Source organism: Nostoc sp. (assembly GCF_041747015.1).
Taxonomy (GTDB): domain Bacteria; phylum Cyanobacteriota; class Cyanobacteriia; order Cyanobacteriales; family Nostocaceae; genus Nostoc.
Genome location: NZ_JBGTFY010000333.1, coordinates 1 through 17,550, shown reverse-complemented (window position 1 = coordinate 17,550; position 17,550 = coordinate 1). Strand labels below are relative to the sequence as shown.

At 43.3% G+C, this 17,550-nt stretch carries 14 protein-coding genes and 1 pseudogene; 8 read left to right on the top strand and 7 right to left on the bottom strand.

Annotated elements, in window-relative coordinates; all coding sequences use genetic code 11:
• Positions 1–326: 326 nt before the first annotated feature.
• The 4 genes from ACEW80_RS26975 to ssuD form a co-directional block, all read right to left on the bottom strand.
• Positions 327–1,538 (bottom strand): SfnB family sulfur acquisition oxidoreductase, encoded by a 1,212-nt coding sequence (locus ACEW80_RS26975; RefSeq protein WP_373529550.1) that lies wholly within the window; start codon positions 1,536–1,538, stop codon positions 327–329.
• Between the two features lie 89 nt (positions 1,539–1,627).
• Positions 1,628–2,725, bottom strand: coding sequence for a dimethylsulfone monooxygenase SfnG (sfnG, locus tag ACEW80_RS26970; RefSeq protein ID WP_373529549.1), 1,098 nt, complete (start codon positions 2,723–2,725; stop codon positions 1,628–1,630).
• A gap of 29 nt (positions 2,726–2,754) precedes the next feature.
• Positions 2,755–3,321 (bottom strand): NADPH-dependent FMN reductase, encoded by a 567-nt coding sequence (gene ssuE / locus ACEW80_RS26965; RefSeq protein ID WP_373529548.1) that lies wholly within the window; start codon positions 3,319–3,321, stop codon positions 2,755–2,757.
• A 20-nt stretch (positions 3,322–3,341) separates the two neighbouring features.
• Complete coding sequence (gene ssuD / locus ACEW80_RS26960; protein WP_373529547.1) at positions 3,342–4,490, bottom strand: FMNH2-dependent alkanesulfonate monooxygenase; 1,149 nt, start codon at positions 4,488–4,490, stop codon at positions 3,342–3,344.
• Between the two features lie 476 nt (positions 4,491–4,966).
• Here ssuD and ACEW80_RS26955 point away from each other — a divergent pair, with 476 nt between their 5' ends.
• The 6 genes from ACEW80_RS26955 to ACEW80_RS26930 all read left to right on the top strand — a co-directional run bounded on the left by ACEW80_RS26955 (position 4,967) and on the right by ACEW80_RS26930 (position 11,737).
• Positions 4,967–6,022, top strand: coding sequence for a BMP family protein (locus ACEW80_RS26955; protein ID WP_373529546.1), 1,056 nt, complete (start codon positions 4,967–4,969; stop codon positions 6,020–6,022).
• A gap of 276 nt (positions 6,023–6,298) precedes the next feature.
• On the top strand, positions 6,299–7,765 hold the full coding sequence (locus tag ACEW80_RS26950; protein ID WP_373529545.1) for an ABC transporter ATP-binding protein: 1,467 nt from the start codon (positions 6,299–6,301) through the stop codon (positions 7,763–7,765).
• A complete protein-coding gene (locus ACEW80_RS26945) occupies positions 7,762–8,802 on the top strand; it encodes an ABC transporter permease (RefSeq protein ID WP_373529544.1) in 1,041 nt (346 codons plus the stop codon). The genes ACEW80_RS26950 and ACEW80_RS26945 overlap by 4 nt, the downstream gene beginning before the upstream one ends.
• Before the next feature lie 53 nt (positions 8,803–8,855).
• Positions 8,856–9,755 carry an ABC transporter permease gene (locus tag ACEW80_RS26940; protein WP_373529543.1) on the top strand — a complete coding sequence of 300 codons (900 nt, stop codon included), beginning with the start codon at positions 8,856–8,858 and terminating at the stop codon, positions 9,753–9,755.
• A gap of 169 nt (positions 9,756–9,924) precedes the next feature.
• Positions 9,925–10,707, top strand: a complete 783-nt coding sequence (locus ACEW80_RS26935) for an ABC transporter permease (protein ID WP_373529542.1) — start codon at positions 9,925–9,927, stop codon at positions 10,705–10,707.
• A 325-nt stretch (positions 10,708–11,032) separates the two neighbouring features.
• Positions 11,033–11,737, top strand: a complete 705-nt coding sequence (locus ACEW80_RS26930) for a class I SAM-dependent methyltransferase (protein ID WP_373529541.1) — start codon at positions 11,033–11,035, stop codon at positions 11,735–11,737.
• Positions 11,738–12,006: 269 nt separating this feature from the next.
• Here ACEW80_RS26930 and hpnH read toward each other — a convergent pair whose 3' ends face one another.
• The 3 genes from hpnH to hpnA all read right to left on the bottom strand — a co-directional run bounded on the left by hpnH (position 12,007) and on the right by hpnA (position 14,563).
• Positions 12,007–13,026 carry an adenosyl-hopene transferase HpnH gene (gene hpnH / locus ACEW80_RS26925; protein ID WP_373529540.1) on the bottom strand — a complete coding sequence of 340 codons (1,020 nt, stop codon included), beginning with the start codon at positions 13,024–13,026 and terminating at the stop codon, positions 12,007–12,009.
• Between the two features lie 270 nt (positions 13,027–13,296).
• The gene (locus tag ACEW80_RS26920; protein ID WP_373529539.1) at positions 13,297–13,467 is read right to left on the bottom strand and encodes a hypothetical protein; all 171 of its coding nucleotides are present in this window, start codon (positions 13,465–13,467) and stop codon (positions 13,297–13,299) included.
• 94 nt (positions 13,468–13,561) lie between these two features.
• The gene (gene hpnA, locus ACEW80_RS26915) at positions 13,562–14,563 is read right to left on the bottom strand and encodes a hopanoid-associated sugar epimerase (RefSeq protein ID WP_373529538.1); all 1,002 of its coding nucleotides are present in this window, start codon (positions 14,561–14,563) and stop codon (positions 13,562–13,564) included.
• A gap of 258 nt (positions 14,564–14,821) precedes the next feature.
• On the opposite strand from hpnA, the gene ACEW80_RS26910 reads away from it, so the two are divergent.
• Together ACEW80_RS26910 and ACEW80_RS26905 are read left to right on the top strand one after the other, a co-directional pair.
• A complete protein-coding gene (locus ACEW80_RS26910) occupies positions 14,822–15,202 on the top strand; it encodes a hypothetical protein (RefSeq protein WP_373529537.1) in 381 nt (126 codons plus the stop codon).
• 19 nt (positions 15,203–15,221) lie between these two features.
• Positions 15,222–17,550, top strand: a pseudogene (locus ACEW80_RS26905) (WD40 repeat domain-containing protein); the annotation flags it as partial.

The following is a 17,550-nucleotide window of genomic DNA, read 5'->3' as shown; positions in this document are numbered from 1 at the left end:
TAGCTTTTTATGTTTTTGACCATATAAAGACGAAAATGTCAATCCCACCCCTTGGCTCAGTGTAGTAATTTTGAACTTATTTGTGCTTTGGGTGAACCCCAAAACTACCGTGTCAATAGGGTTTGAGATGCGCTTACCCTGTATATCCAGAGCATTGGCCATTGGGCATTGGTAACTTCTTCCCCATGCCCCATTCCCTATGCCCAAAAACTCCATCCCCCTGTGGGTGGGGGTTTTTTATTAATTCGTAACGTATTAAATTTGGCAATACCCTGCATTAAAAACGCTACGCTTTTACGCAAAACTGTACTTAGTCGCTCAAATGCTTACAGCCAAGGATGACGCGGTGGGTTAACACCATTCAAGTAGAAATTACCAACGGCGTAGTATTTCCAGCGAACGGGGTCGTGTAGAGTATGAGTCCGAGCGTTGCGCCAGTGGCGGTCTAAGTTATACTGCCGCAAGGTAGACTTTGTACCAGCCAATTCAAACAGCTTGTTAGTTGTTAAAATCGCAGCTTCCGCAGCCAGTGCTTTCGCTTCAGCCACAGCAATCGAAGCTTCTGCCACACTCGTATCGGTTGAATCTGCGATCGCTCGATCAATATACTCACCCGAACGACGCAGCAGTGCTTCGGCTGCATGAACTTGGATAACTACGTTCCCAACGTTGTAGATAGTCAATGGATCTTCGTAACCATGCTCCAATTCAACATCAATCCAGGGACGAGCATAGTTGTGAACATAGTGGATTGTATCTCTCAACGCTGCTTTGGCAATACCGACATCTACGGCTGCTTGAATAATTTGGGCGATCGGGCCTTGGGTCGTTGGACGCTCAAAGGCTAAGAAGTGAGGAATCACATGGTCTGCGGAGACTTCCACATTCTCAATAATCGTAGTGCCGCTAGCAGTGGTACGCTGCCCAAAACTGCTCCAATCGTCAATGACATTTAAGCCTGGTGTACCGCGTTCTACCAGAGCAATCACTGTTTTATCGTCATCATTACGAGCAATGACTGGAATCCAATCAGCCACCAATGCACCGCTAGAATAGAATTTTCGTCCGTTGAGAACGTATCCATCTCCAGACTTTTCTAGGCGTGTCTGCACGTCGGTTACTGATTTAGTACCAATTTCAGAGAAAGCGTTACCAAATCGCTTACCTTGCAATACTAGGTTAAAGAAAAAACGTTTTTGTTCTTCCGTGCCATCCAATCGAAGCGATTCCAAAATATACCAATGATTTTGGGGTATTTGTCCCAAACTCGAATCAGCTTCCGAGATGATTTTGGTTACTTCGGCCAAAGTGACATTCGATACGAAAGCACCGCCATACTCTTTGGGAACTGTGATTCCCCACAGCCCACTTTGAGAGTATCTATTCACCTCATCAACAGGTATCTTTCCTTCTCTGTCTCGTTCGGAATCTCCTTTGACAAATTCAGCAGCTAATTGATGGGCGATGGCGATCGCTTCAGTATCGTCACCAATTACATGAGCTTTTTGTTCAGTAGTCGTATTAATTACAGTCGTCATGTGTTACCTTACCTTTGTTTTTGTTGCGTAATTTACACAGGTATATACTTCGTTAACAAAGTTATCTCAATCGCAGTGTTAGCAGATGTTTAAGCCGTCACTAACTCTTCAGATGTGCGACGACGCGATTCAATTTCCCGTACTAAAGGAATTACCGTGCGACCAAAAGCTGGTAAATCATCGCTGTAATGCAAGAATCCACCCAGAATCAAATCCACGCCGACTTCATAGAATTGGCGAATGCGATCGGCAACTTGGTCTGCTGTGCCAATCAAACCTGACTTAAAGCCATCGTTATATTGCACCAAGTCTTCAAAATTAGAGTTTGCCCACATTCCCTCTTTCTCACGAGTTGAAGATCCTGCTTGTTTTACAGCTTCGCCAAAACCTGCAACAGCTTCTTTATCCGCTTGAGCAATAATCTCTCGCAATATGTCATGAGCTTCTTTTTCGGTGTCTCGCACGATGATAAAGGCATTTAGTCCAAACTTGACTTTCCGCCCTTCCTCAGCCGCTAGAGCAGAAACTTCCTGAATTTGTTCGCGCACACCTTCGATGGTGTTGCCATTCATAAAATACCAGTCAGATACCCGCGCTGCCATCCGTCGTACAGCTTTGGAGTTACCACCTTGAAAGATTTCGGGATGTGGGTTCTGATGAATTGGTTTAGGCTTCACCCAACCGCCGTTGATGCGGTAAAAGTCTCCCCGAAAGTGGAACTCTTCTTCTGTCCACATACCTTTGAGTACGCGAATGAACTCCTCGGATCTGCGATATCGTTCATCATGGTCTAACCAGGGTTCACCATAAATTGTGAATTCACCTTTAAACCATCCACTGACAACATTTAGAGCAAAGCGACCTTGAGAAATAAAATCAATTGTCGCCCCCATCTTGGCAACTACACCCGGATGCCATAATCCTGGATGAACTGCGGCAATCAATTTCAGCCGTTCGGTTACAGGTGCTAAAGCTGCAACTGTAGTCAGTGCCTCTAGTTGGTACTCAGCACCGTAGCTGGCAATAAATCGAGCTTGTGCTAAGGCATAGTCAAAGCCTACCTGTTCGGCAGTTTGAGCGAGTTGGGCATTATAATCAAATGTCCAATCTGTGCGTTGAGGAATTTTGCTGACAACCAATCCACCACTGACATTAGGAACCCAATATGCAAACTTAATATCCACCATGATTTGCACCTTTTTTTGTATTTAGTTACTTAATTCGCATGAGCTAATTCTGGAGACTCTACAGGAGAATATTTCACAGCTTTGACAAACTCTTTGAGAGCATCGTTGAGCCTTTGCTCAATGTCCTCATCAAGCTGCAAACTACCATCGGTTTGCTGTTGAATCTGTTTATCTACCTCATAAATACTGGCTAGTATGTGCCGTGCGCCTAACTCAGACAAGATCGGCTTCAGGGCATACTCAACTGCTAATAAATGAGCGATTGTCCCACCAGTGGCGATTGGTAGTACGACTTTTCCTGACAATGCTTTTTGTGGCAGCAAATCCAAAAATGCTTTGAGTACGCCTGTGTAAGCAGCTTTGTAAATTGGGGTGGCAATAATCACACCATCAGCCTTTGCTAATAAAGCTTTTGGCTGTTCTAAAGCCGGGCTATCATATCGTCCAAAAACCAAGTCTTCAGCCGGAAAATCACGAACTGAAATAATGTCAACATTCAAGCCTTGTTGTTGTAAAAGCTTGGCAGCGTATTCTAAAATGCCGTAGGTTCTAGAAGGATGAGATGGACTACCAGCGATCGCTACGATATGAGTCATGTCAAAATCTCCTAATAATATTAATCAACTGTGATCGGTTGCTGCTCTGGAAAATCTTGATTGGCAACAATTTCGCCAAATGGACTTAATACGTGCTGTTGTTCGATTGTCGGAAGATTCTCCAATGGCAGATGTGGGAATAACAATTCTGCCACTCGATAAGCTTCTTCTAAGTGAGGATAACCAGAGAGAATAAAGCTATCAACACCCAAAGAAGCGTATTCCAAGATTCTTTTAGCGACAGTATGAGCATCGCCGACTAAAGCAGTTCCCGCTCCACCTCGCACTAAACCGACCCCTGACCACAAATTTGGACTAATTTCCAAGGCTTCCCGACTACCTTTATGCAGTTGAGTCATGCGACTTTGCCCAACGGAATCCATCCGCGAGTATGCTTTTTGGGCATTAGCGATCGCTTTTTCATCCACATACCGAATCAGTTGATTTGCTGCATCCCAAGCTTCACTCTCAGTTTCCCGGACAATTAGATGCATCCGAATGCCAAACTGCAATGTCCGTCCCTCGGATAAAGCAAGTCTGCGAACTGAGGTAATTTTTTCGGCAACCTGATCTGGTGGCTCACCCCAAGTTAGGTACACATCTACGTGTTTAGCTGCGACACGCTGGGCGATCGCAGAGGAACCCCCAAACCATAAGGGCGGATAGGGTTTCTGAATGGGGGGAAACAGGAGTTTACCACCCTGAATGTTCAGGTGTTCACCTGTAAAATTGATTTCCTCACCTGCGACAATTTGCCGCCACACTGTCAAAAACTCATCTGTCAACTCATAGCGGCGATCGTGACTCAGGTGCAAGCCATCTCCCGCTAACTCTATCGGATCACCGCCTGTTACTACGTTAATCAGTAAACGCCCACCAGAAAGGCGATCAAAGGTCGCCGCCATCCGTGCTGCCACTCCCGGCGATACCAATCCAGGACGCACCGCCACCAGAAAACGCATTTGTCGAGTCAGCGATACTAGAGTTGATGCCACAATCCAGGCATCTTCGCAAGAACGCCCTGTCGGTAGTAATGCCCCTGTATAACCAAGGTCATCTACTGCTTGAGCAATTTGTCGTAAATAAGGAAAGCTAACTGCCCGCCCGCCTGTAGCTGTTCCAAGGTAGCGCCCGTCACCGTGGGTTGGGATAAACCATAGTAGCTGCATGATCCCTTTCCTTTTTAAAATACAGTATTCCGATCGAGATACTGTAATACAGTTGTTAACTTAGGAGTATTGCACAGGCAATTGAGTAAATCAAGCTACTTTTACAAAAAGTCTGTCATCTTGCACCAAGGCCAAACCACTTGAAGCACTGGCTCGGCTATACAAAGTCCGCCTGGGCGGAATAAGAGAAATCAAGGGTTTTGAAGCCTGGGTCCCCAGGCTTTGTTCTGGTAGCCGCGATTTTAATCGTTAGGTGCAAGATGTGAGTCAACCACAGAGTAGAGTACATACTCTGCATCAGAAAAATGAGATAATGACTAGACTGAACAGTTTAGTTTTATTCAAAGGATAACTTGTCCGAGAAAAAACGTTTTTGTGCCTTGATTGAGAAATCCGGGAGGAATTGTTTCCAAAAGACCACCTACGACTTTAGAGTGTTGAAATAACTAAAATAACTATCTATCTGAAGGCGAGGTATGACAACAAACTTTAGTCGGCGATTTATCTTGTTTGGTTCAGCCGCGTTTGCTACCAGCTTAGTGGTGCAAGCTTGCAGTAATCAGCCGACGACACCAACAGCGACAACAACGGGTGGTACTGAAGGGTTTAAAATAGCGATCGCTCTCCCTGGAATGATTACCGATAAAGGCTGGAATCAATCTGGTTATGAAGGAATCAATCTAGCAAAACAAAAGCTAAGTGCCCAAACCGCCTATGTAGAAAAAGTAGCACAAGCAGATCAAACAGAAGTATTAACAGATTTTGCTCGTAAAGGCTACAATCTCATCTTCGCGCATGGAGGACAATTTGATGCCGCAATTGAACAAGTCGCCTCACAGTTCCCCAACACATTTTTTGTGGGAGTAAATGGTAATCTCAAAGGTGAGAATATTGCTTCTTTACGAATAGATCACATACAAGCTAGTTATTTATGTGGCATTATCGGTGCTTATATCACAAAATCTAATAAATTAGCTTATATTGCTGGGGAGAAGTTTGCTGCTACCGAGGGAGAACTACGGGGATTTGAATTAGGGGCAAAGTCTGTTAAACCAAATATCCAAATTACTTCTACTTTTACAGGTGATTGGAATGATGTTGCCAAAGCCAAGGAAGCGACTCTGGCATTAATTTCTTCTGGTGCTGATGTCATCTATCAATGGCTAGATAATTCTTCAGCCGCAGTTTTACAAACAGCAGGTGAAAAAGGAGTATATGCTTTTGGTAACACCAAGGATCAATTAGAAATTGCGCCAAAAGCTGTCTTAACCAGCGCTGTCAAACGCTTAGATTTAGCCATAGCTTATATAGCAGAATTAGCCAAACAAAAACAAATAAAAGGACAAATATATACAATTGGGCTAGAAAGAACAGATATCTTATTTTTAGGAAAATTCGGGGCAATCATCCCGGAGGCAGTAAAGCAAAAGGTATTGAATGCAAAGCAAGAAGTTGTTAATAAAAAAATTGTTTTTGAAGACTGCAAAGAGGCTGGTAAGGATACGCGCTGCGTGAAGAAAGCAATAACATAGGTTTAGCAGACTATATTAAAAAACTTTTGTAATGAGGACTTTAGCCCCAGGGCTATTTCATTCTAGGCATAAACCGCCCAAAACTAAAGTTCCTTTTCTTATAGCTAAAATCCGTTAAAATGGACTATAACATGAGTCTCAGTCGTCTTTAGACGAATGAGTGCTATTAGACTCAGAATTCATTCTAAGGCGGGCTAAATGAGAATGAAATAGCCCTGACTTTAGCCCAGATATTGAGGATAAAAGTCCTGACTACGAGCTATCAGTTCTGTGAATATGAACTATTTACGCTTAAACAATATTACCAAACGCTTTGGGTCTTTTATTGCTAACGACAATATCAATCTCTCTGTCGCATCTGGAAGCATTCATGCAATACTAGGCGAAAATGGTGCAGGGAAGAGTACTTTAATGAATATTATTAATGGACTCTATCAACCTGATGCTGGTGAAATTTACCTCCAAGAAAAACCAATAAAAATTACCTCACCAAATGAGGCAATTAAACTAGGTATTGGTATGATTCACCAACACTTCATGCTTATACCAAAATTGACTGTTACAGAAAATATCATATTAGGGACAAAGAAAATTTGGCGGCTGAATTTACAAGATAAACAGCAAGAAATCGCCGCATTATCCCAAGCTTATAAGTTAGAAATTGACCCCACTGCCAAAGTTGAAAATTTATCTGTTGGGGCACAACAACGGGTAGAAATTCTCAAAGTTCTCTACCGTCGAGCAAAGTTGTTGATCCTTGATGAACCTACAGCAGTTTTGACCCCGCCAGAAGTAGAATCATTAATTGCTATCTTGCGCCAATTGGCAGCCGCAGGCAATACAATTATTTTTATCAGTCATAAATTAGAAGAGGTAATGAATCTCTGTGATTCAGTAACAGTTTTGCGCCAGGGGAAGGTAGTAGCAACAACATCAACTTCAGCGGCGACACCTCAGCAGTTAGCAACATTAATGGTAGGACGGGAGGTAGCTTTACAGTTAAATAAAAGTGCTACATTACCAGGAGAAATAATCCTATCTGTGCAAAATTTACAAGTTGCTGATGAAAGAAATATTCCTGCTGTCAATAATATATCTTTTGAACTGCGGGCGGGAGAAATTTTAGGAATTGCTGGTGTCGATGGCAATGGACAGCGAGAATTAGCTGATGCGATCGCTCTTGTGCGGACTATTAAGCAGGGTAAAATCGAGTTTACGCCCAAACATTCCTCAGTAGGCTACATTCCAGAAGATAGGCAGACAATGGGATTGGTGTTGCAATTTAGCATCGCCCAAAACTTGATTTTAAAAGCTTTTAAATATCTGCCATTTTGTCGCCGTTTTTTGTTACAACAAGAAGCGATCGCTAATCATGCCCAAGCTGCGATGCAAGAGTTTGACATTCGGGCGAATGGGATTGATATCAAGGTAAGTCAGCTTTCGGGAGGAAATCAACAAAAAGTGGTGTTAGCGCGAGAATTAGCCCAAGCACCAGCTTTAATTATCGCCATGCAGCCCACAAGGGGGTTAGATGTAGGAGCGACAGCAGGCGTCCATTCTCGGATATTAGCAGAACGCGATCGCGGTGCCGCTATTTTGTATATTTCTACTGACTTAGAAGAAGTGATCACAATGAGCGATCGCATTGCCGTAATCTACAGAGGTGAGTTTGTGGCTATTTTGGATGCAGCCACGGCAAAGATGGAAGAAATTGGTTTGTTGATGGCTGGTGGTGTTAGATGAAATTCCTGTTACCAATTCTATCACCGCTAATTGCCATCGCCTGTGCCCTCATCGTCGGTGCTATCCTCATGTTAATTGCTGGGGCAAATCCCATCACTGCATACAGCATCTTATTTCAAGAATCTCTCTCTACCTACTTTGGATTTGGTAACACCCTTACAAAAATGACACCGCTATTGTTCACCAGTTTAGGCGTGTTAGTGGCGTTGCGGGCTGGGCAATTTAATATCGGTGGGGAAGGACAAATTTATCTGGGTGCGTTGGGAAGTACTTTAATTGGGTTATACGTGCAAGGATTACCTGCGATGATTCATATCCCCTTAGCACTTTTGGCAGGATTTTTCTTTGGTGCAGTTTGGGGTGGGATTCCTGGTTATCTCAAAGCCATGCGCGGAGTGAATGAGGTAATTACTACCTTGTTGCTCAACTATATCGCCGTGAATTTAATTAGCTACCTAGTCCAAAATCCATTAATGGCAGCAGGCGCGCCTAGTCCTTATTCGCCATTAATTGCCAAAACAGCCCGATTGCCGATTATATTACCCCAAAGCCTCGCCCATGCTGGGATTTTATTCGGTTTAATTGCCGCAGGTATTTTATGGGTATTGTTAGTGCGATCGCCTTTAGGTTATCAAATTACGGCAGTGGGATTTAACCCGATTGCCGCCCGTTATGCCCACATATCTGTTGAACGTACCATTATGCTGGTAATGGCTGCTGCGGGTGGTTTAGCTGGGTTGGCTGGAAGTTGTGAGGTGATGGGGTTGAAATATCGGCTATTTGAACAAGTCTCACCCGGTTATGGGTTTGATGCCATTGCGATCGCTTTTTTAAGTCGTGGTAGTGTTGTCGGTGTAGTATTGACTTCTTTGTTTTTTGCGGCGCTTCGCAGTGGTGCGAATGTGATGCAGCGTGGTGCAGGTGTGCCGGTAACTGTAGTTTACGCGATTCAAGGCTTTATGGTGTTGTTTATTGCTATCAGTCTCGCAGTCGAAAGAGATATCAGAGTCAAAACCAAGAGAGGCTCCAAAGTTTAACCCAGAAAACTCTGCGAAACTTTGCGCTTTCCTCTGCGTTTAAAAATAACTCTATGAATAATCTCAACTTTTTCTCTGATTACTTGGTAGCTACTTTACGTCTAGCCGTCCCCTTAGCATTTGCAGCCCTTGGCGGATTGTACTCGGAACGATCGGGAGTGTTAAATATCGCCTTAGAAGGAATGTTGCTTACAGGTGCTTTTATTAGCGCTGTGGCTACTTTTTCCACCAATAATCCCTGGCTTGGTATCCTTGCATCCTTGATTGCTGGGGGATTAGTCGGACTACTCCATGCTGTTTTGTGTGTGACTTTGCGTGTTGATCAATTAGTGTCTGGGCTAGCAATTAATCTTGTCGCAGCTGGGCTAACATCGTTTTTAGCCCGGTTAGTGTTTAATGGCAGTAGTACACAGCAGTTACCTGGAATCGGGGCAATTATTATTCCTGGTTTAGCTAATATTCCTCTAATTGGACCGCTACTATTTCAATCAGATTTTTTAGTATATTTATTATTTATATTAGTGATTTTAACTAGATATATTTTATTTAAAACTAGCTTTGGATTGACATTGCGGGCAGTGGGAGAATCTCCTAAAGCTGCTGAAACGGCTGGTATTTCGGTACCATTTGTCCGTTATATTGCAGTGGTGATTAGTGGCTCTCTTGGGAGTTTAGGAGGTGCTTATTTAACTCTGGTACAGGTTAGATTTTTTGCCGAGGGGATGAGTGCTGGTAAAGGATTTATTGCGATCGCTGCATTAATTTTTGGCAGATGGCATCCTTTTGGTACTGCTTTGGCTTGTTTACTGTTTGGGGCTACAGAAGCTTTACAACTGCGAATTCAGGCTTTAGGGGCAAATATACCTTACCAATTTTTAGTCATGCTACCTTATGCGATCGCTTTATTGGCATTAGTCGGTAAGTTGGGCAAATCTACTTACAAGGGTCAATAACAGCTTGGAAGCAAGCCTACGAGCAACATGGAATTGACGGATTGCGGCTGAACTATGAAGGATGTTGAGTGGTTTATTCGGCACACTACTTTTGATTTTACCACCCTTCAGATGTACGGAATTTGTTCAAAACTCAAGTAGGATTCCTATATTAGGTCATGGGTGCAAGATGCAAAGATATTTGAAAGTACTGAGACTATTTTGGAGTACTGCGATCGCATCTGAGTTGGAGTATCGCATCAACTTCCTCATAGCTACCGTTAGTAGCTTGGGCAATCTTGTCGGCAGCCTCTTTGGACTATTCTTATTTTACCGTACTGGCTACAGCTTTAGTGGCTGGTCATGGGAAGCAGCTTTAGTAGTTCTGGGAATTTTTACCTTGCTGCAAGGGTTTTCTGCCACTTTTCTGGCGCCAAACTTAAATCGCATTGTCCGCCATGTCCAAGAAGGCACATTAGACTTTGTATTATTGAAACCTATTCGCAGTCAGTTTTGGCTTTCCACCCATACCCTTTCACCTTGGGGAGTGCCGGATCTAGTTTTTGGTAGCATGATTATTGGCTACGCAGGTAAACGCCTTGGCATCAGAATAGACAACTATCTAGTTAGTCTAGTGCCGTTGTTTTGCGGCTTGGTGATTCTATACAGCCTGTGGTTTATACTGGGTTCGCTGAGTATCTGGTTCGTAAAAATATACAACGTTACTGAAGTACTGCGGGGTTTATTAGAAGCTGGACGCTATCCAATTGCAGCATATCCCCCTACTTACCGCTTTTTCTTCACCTTTGTGATGCCAGTGGCTTTTTTAAGTACTGTACCAGCCGAAGTGATGCTGGGTCGAAGTGAAATTAGTTGGTTGATAGGTGCGGCAATACTGGCAGTTGTGCTATTCTTCGTTTCCACCTGGTTTTGGCGGTTTGCATTGCGGTTTTATACTAGTGCTTCCAGTTAAGGGCAACTTCTACTGATTTTTACCTAAATTTAAGAAGTTTTTGTAAAAATCTTGAATAAGTTTCAGGAAATTTATATAGCGGATATGATGTCAATGAATAACTTTAGGGTGAAATAGCCGCATTTAATTTAGAGCAGCTAAAATTTTAACCCTTATTCTATGGGCTAGCGATCGCATGGTCACTAATCTGTGACTTAGGCAATAGACATCTCCAAATAAAAATGCACCCAAAGAATGATAAATCGTGCCTTAAAACCTTATGCAGGGCTGGAAGCGCTATTTGCAAAATGATATAATTTCCCAGATTAAATAGAGTTAGAAAAGTATGTCACAGGAAATCATCGATTTCGATACTAATCCACCTGTTGTGGCAGATGAATACGAGCAAACGGCAAGCCTCGCGTTGCCCGGTTATGAAATAATGCATACTTTTGTGCTAGCTTGTTTGCGCTCCTATTTACCGGAAACAGCAAATTTATTAGTTGTCGGTGCTGGTGGAGGGGTGGAGTTAGTTCGCTTGGGGCAAAGTAATCCTCAGTGGCAGCTTTTGGGTGTTGATCCTTCAGCAAAAATGCTGGCGATCGCAGAGCAAAAAATAGCTCAACATCAACTATCTCAACGTATTAAAATTATTCAAGGATATGTTCAAGATTTACCAACTGATCCAGTCTATGATGCAGCAACCAGTATTTTAGTGATGCACTTTATCCCAGATGAAGATAGTAAACTTGCTTTCCTAAAAGGTATTGCTCAACGTTTAAAAACATCAGCAGTGTTTATTTTAATTGATGTTTATGGTACAAAAGGAAGTCCTGAATTAGATACAATCATTGCTACAGTTCACGCCTATTGGCAAGAAACTGGATTTCCTGTAGATAAGCAGAAGCAATTCATGGAAAACTTCAACAACGGGGTTTATCCACTCTCAGAAGGGAAAATTTTAGAATTACTCCACCAAGCAGGTTTTAGCAATGTAATTCGCTTTTACACTGGGCTGTGGGTAGGTGGTTGGATGGCATTTAAAGGGTAATGAATAGTTCGTGGACAAGTCTTTGATACTCGTAAGCGATCTTTCTATATTAATTCTGTAAGTTAAAGTGCCATACCAATAGAGTGCGTTATATCATTTCACTTTGATAAAGTTACAAATGCGTGGGTAAGGGTTTAGCACTGCTAAACCCCTACGAAAAATCTATATGTATCAAGATTTTCGTGAATTGGTATTAGCCATAGGCATAACGCACCGTACAAGATAAGAAGCTAACAATTTTCAACTTCCCATTTTCTTCTGCCCCCTGCCTAGCTCCTGCCAAATACACTGCCAAGGGCACGCGCCATATTTTGCGGCTGCATCGCATCCATTGCGGCGGTGGGTTCATAGCCGCAGTGAACCATACAATCGGCACACTTGGGATTACCACTCTTCTGGCCATATTGACTCCAGTCAGTTTCTCCTAATAATTCCTTGAAGGTAGAGTAATAACCTTCGTTCAGAAGATAGCAAGGTTTTTGCCAACCGAGAACGCTATAACTAGGGCTACCCCAAGGTGTGCATTCGTAGTCTTTTTCACCAGTCAGAAAATCTAAGAACAGTGGATTATGATTGAAGTTCCAGTTTTTTTCACCAGTTTTGTATGGAGCCAGAATTTCCCGGAAGAGAGCGCGGGTTTGTTCGCGGTGGAGAAAATGATCTTGATCTGGTGCCCATTCATAACTGTAACCGGGAGAAATCATCATCCCGTCAGTATTTAGTGTTTCCAGAAAGTCGAAGAACTCTTGCATATCTTTGGGTTGAGTACCCTCAAAAATAGTAGTGTTAGTGGTGACACGAAAGCCTTTAGCTTTAGCGGCGCGAATAGCTTTGACAGCAATATCAAAAACGCCTTTGCGATCGACACAATGATCGTGCAACTCCCGCATCCCGTCTAGATGCACACTAAAAGTCAAGTAAGGGGAAGGCTGAAACTTATCTAAGCTCTTTTCTAACAACAAACCATTGGTACACAAGTAAATATATTTCTTGCGCTCAATTAATCCCCGAACAATTTCATCAATTTGGGGATGTAGCAGAGGTTCTCCCCCAGGAATTGAAACGACAGGTGCGCCACACTCTTCCACTGCGGCAAAGCACTGTTTCGGGGTCAGATTTTGCTTTAATATTTCCGCTGGATGCTGGATTTTACCACAACCAGTACAAGCGAGATTGCACCGAAAAAGAGGTTCCAACATCAATACTAAAGGGAAGCGTTTACGTCCTTTCAAACGCTGAGTAACAAGATACTTCCCAATATCCATAGCTTGTTGTAGATTAACTGCCATTGTTGCGATCGCTCCTCTTGTAGATATAAAAACACCACAGTTATTGTACTTGTCTCACCTACTACCTATTACTGCAATAAATGCACCCTACACGCAAACACTCGCCTTTCCGCAGTCCTACGTACACAGGTTTTTTAGATATTCAATACAGTTCAGTTAAGCATTTCTTCCTTTTCTTCTTTCTCTTCCTTTGCGTCCTTTGCGGTTCGTTAAAAAAATTAAATTTTACAAAGAGTTAAGCCTTAACCCAAGCGTATTGTTTTAAAATTATTACATAACGTAGGGTAGATTAATTTTTGCCGATCGCTGCAACAAAGATGTCGGTCGCTGCAACAAAGATGTCAGTCGATGCAACAAAGATGTCGGTCGATGAAACAAAGATGTCGGTCGATGCAACAAAGATGTCAGTCGCTGCAACAAAGGTGTCAGTCGCTGCAACAAAGGTGCCGATCAAGATACTTGTGTGTACACCGTAGCTGTGCAGGGAGGGGACGGATCAATGGGTGTTGCATCCCAAAGAGAATCCCTATATTTATCATTTAACATATCCCTGAGCAACAAACCAATCCACAGCATCCTTAAGTGCCGCCTTCAGCGAAGATTGAGGTAAACCCAACTCTCGTACAGCCTTTGCCGCATCGTAATACATAGGTTGTTTCGCCATCCGAACGCCATCCAATGGCACTGAGGGCAATTTTCCCAGGGGTGCGAGAATCTTTTCATCAACCCAGGCAACACTAAGGGGCAACCAAGCGGGTACAGTTCCTTGAGGTGCTGAGAGACCTGTGATATCGGCGAGTTCTTCGAGTAGTTGCTTGAGAGTCAGGTTTTGGTGTCCTAAGATATAGCGATCGCCTGATTTACCTCGCTGCAAGGCCAGTAAATGCCCCCATGCCACATCCCGCACATCGATAAAATTCAAACCAGTATCTAAGTAAAAGGGCATTTGCCGCTGTAAAAACCGTAAGATTATATCACCTGTGGGGGTAGGTTTGATGTCTAAAGATCCAATTGGGCTGCTGGGATTAACTATAACTACCTCTTGACCTGAATTAGCGGCTTCCATAGCTGCTTGTTCAGCCAGAAACTTTGATTTTTTGTAGTTACCCACCAACTCGTCTAAGGGACTCTGATGTGTTTCATCCACAACTTGACCAGGCGATCCTACGCCAATTGCTGCCACCGAACTGGTGTAAACGGTGCGCTCAATCCCGGCTTTGCTAGCTGCTGCCAACACATTGCGCGTACCGATAACATTGTGAAGATAGAGTAATTCCTTATCTGATTGCCACAAAGAATAATGAGCTGCGACATGAAATAGGTATTGACAATCTACCATCTGTCGCCAGAGATTTGGATCGTTCAAATCACCTTTAACAATTTCTACCTCCAACCCGCGCAGATTCCCCAGGTTGCTGCTATGGCGTACCAGTGCTTTAACTGTGTAACCCTGCTGCAACAACAAGCGTACCAAGTGGGCGCCAATAAAACCCGTCCCCCCTGTAATAAAAACCTTTTGAGATTTTGGATTTAGCAATTTTGGATTTCCTGTTTTGAATAGCGACTGGGGACAGTTAAACTAATTCGTAATTAAGTTTTGCAACAGAGATTTTAATTAGACATCAAAGCTTGCTGCTCCTTTTTTTATTCTCGTCATAAAGTCAACTCTGCATCTGAGAGCGATCGCACAGAGGTTTATCAAACTCACATTGCAAGTAACTCAGTTGCCCAGCCTGTGATAATATAAGTCTTAAAGATAAGTATTTTTACTATTACAAATTGTTAAGGATCAAGTATGGAACCTATTTCTCTAATTATTGCAGCTTTAGGCGCTGGTGCGATCGCTGCTGCTAAAGATACCGCAGGAACAGCCGTTAAAGATGCCTATCAGGGATTGAAAACGCTGATTAAGAAGAAGTTTGAAAGTGAACCAAAAGCCCAAATGGTTCTGGAAGAACACGAAACAGATCCTGAAACTTATGAAGCACCACTTAAAAAGAAATTAGCTGAAGCTGGTGTTGATCAAGATGCGGAAATTATTAAGGCTGCTCAGGAGTTACTGAAACAGGAAAAGCCTGAAGAGTCAGCAGCAGGTAAGTATAACACAGTGTTTCAAGGAGAAGTGAAGGGGATTCAGGTTGGCGATCGCAACAAACAGGAAAATAAATTTGGCTAGAAGCCACTGGAGTATCTAGATGGCTGAAGAGAGTTCTAAATACAATTCAACGTTTCAAAATGAAGTCAAAGGTGCTGTAGTTGGTGAAGGAAACATTATCTACAACTACTTCTACTCTAGGGAAGAAGTAAAACCTGTTGATTTTGCGATCGCTGTTGATGAATATCTGCCTTGTCCTTATCAGGGTTTGTTTCATTTTGGCCCCAATGATGCTGAGTTTTTCTTTGGGCGGGAAATATTTATAGAAGAACTTTATAGTGCAACTAAAACCAATAATTTTATTCCGGTGCTAGGTGCATCAGGAAGCGGTAAATCTTCGGTGGTATTAGCTGGATTAGTCCCTAAATTGCAAAAAGCGGGTCATTGGCAGTTTACTCACTTTCGTCCTGGTTCTGATCCTTTCCATGCGATCGCTTTAGCTCTTGTTCCTCTTTATACACCTGATTTAGATCAAACTGACCAAATTGCCCAAGCCCGAAAGATGGCTGGTTACTTGCAAGATGGCTCTGTTGTTCTCTCGGACGTTTTTGCTAAAATTCGGCAAAATCACCCTAATCATCGGGTGCTACTGATTGCTGACCAATTTGAAGAAATTTACACACTCTGTAACAATCAGGAAATTCGCCGTAAGTTTCTCGACTGCTTATTAGCCAGTCTAGAAACTCCTGTTTCTCTGTCTTCATCGGCTACGGTGTTGGTGACAACGATGCGGGCAGATTTTTTGGGAAATGCTCTCTCCTATCGTCCTTTTGCTGATGTCTTGCAAAATGCTGACTTGAAACTGGGGCCGATGAATCGGGAGGAACTAACAGAAGTCATTGAAAAACCTGCCCAAAAATTAGGGGTGACATTTGAAACAGGACTGGTAGAACGCATTCTGGATGATGTGGAAGACCAACCGGGAAATTTACCTTTGCTAGAGTTTGCATTAACAGAGTTGTGGAACAAGCGATCGGGTAAACTATTAACTCACAAAATTTATGAAGAAATTGGTCAAGTAGAAGGTGCGTTAACGCGCCATGCTGATGAGAAATATGGCAACTTGACTGATGATGAGAAAGAAAAAGTCCGGCGGATTTTTATTCAATTGGTACGTCCGGGTGAGGGAGCAGAAGATACCAGACGCATAGCGATGAAAGCGGAATTGGGGGAGCAAAGCTGGTCTTTGGTAAAAAAATTAGCTGATGCTCGGTTGGTGGTGACAAGTCGCAATCTCAGCAGTCAAGAAACGGTGGAGGTAGTTCATGAAGCTCTGATTCGTAATTGGGGAGAATTGCGAGAATGGATGAATACAAGCCGCGTTTTTAGAGCTTGGCAAGAGCGACTGCGGGGAGCAAAGGGACAATGGGAAGCAACAAATCGAGATTCGGGGTCATTATTGCGTGGTGCAGCTTTGGCGGAGGCAGAAGAAAAACTGAAAGAACGCCCAGAAGACTTAATTGATGAGAAAGAATTTATTGAGCAGAGTATTCAAGAACAACAGCGCCTCAAGCAAGCCGAAGCAGCTCGCAGAAAGCGCGAAATCAGAACCGCCTGGGGGATTGCGGCTGGTTCTTTGGTAGCGATGGTAATTAGCGGTGGATTGGGTTTCACGGCATGGAATCAGAAAAACCAATCGGAACTCAATCAAGCCGAATCTCTTGGTCGATATTCTTTGTCTCTATTGAATGAAAATAAAGACTTTAGAGGCTTTTGTCCAAGCAATCAAGGCGGGAAAAATTCTGCAAAGCCAACATACAACTAACCCAGAGGTAATGAATGCTTTGCAGGTAGTTAGTTTTCCAGTAAGAGAACGCAACCGCTTGCAAGGACATGATGGCCCTGTCTATAGCGTCAGTTTTAGCGCCGACGGCAAGACTTTGGCTTCTAGCAGTTGGGACAGCACGATCAAACTCTGGAATCTAGAGACAGGAAAGGAAATCCGCACCCTCAAAGGACATGATGGCTATGTTTTTAGCGTCAGTTTTAGCGCCGACGGCAAGACATTGGCTTCTGGCAGTAAGGACAAGACGATCAAACTCTGGAATCTAGAGACAGGAAAGGAAATCCGCACCCTTCCTTCGGAACGCTACGCGAACAAGGGACATGATGGCTTTGTCTTTAGCGTCAGTTTTAGCGCCGACGGCAAGACATTGGCTTCTGGCAGTGAGGACAAGACGATCAAACTCTGGAATCTAGAGACAGGAAAGGAAATCCGCACCCTCAAGGGACATGATGGCATTGTCTATAGCGTCAGTTTTAGCGCCGACGGCAAGACATTGGCTTCTGGCAGTGAGGACAAGACGATCAAACTCTGGAATCTAGAGACAGGAAAGGAAATCCGCACCCTCAAGGGACATGATGGCATT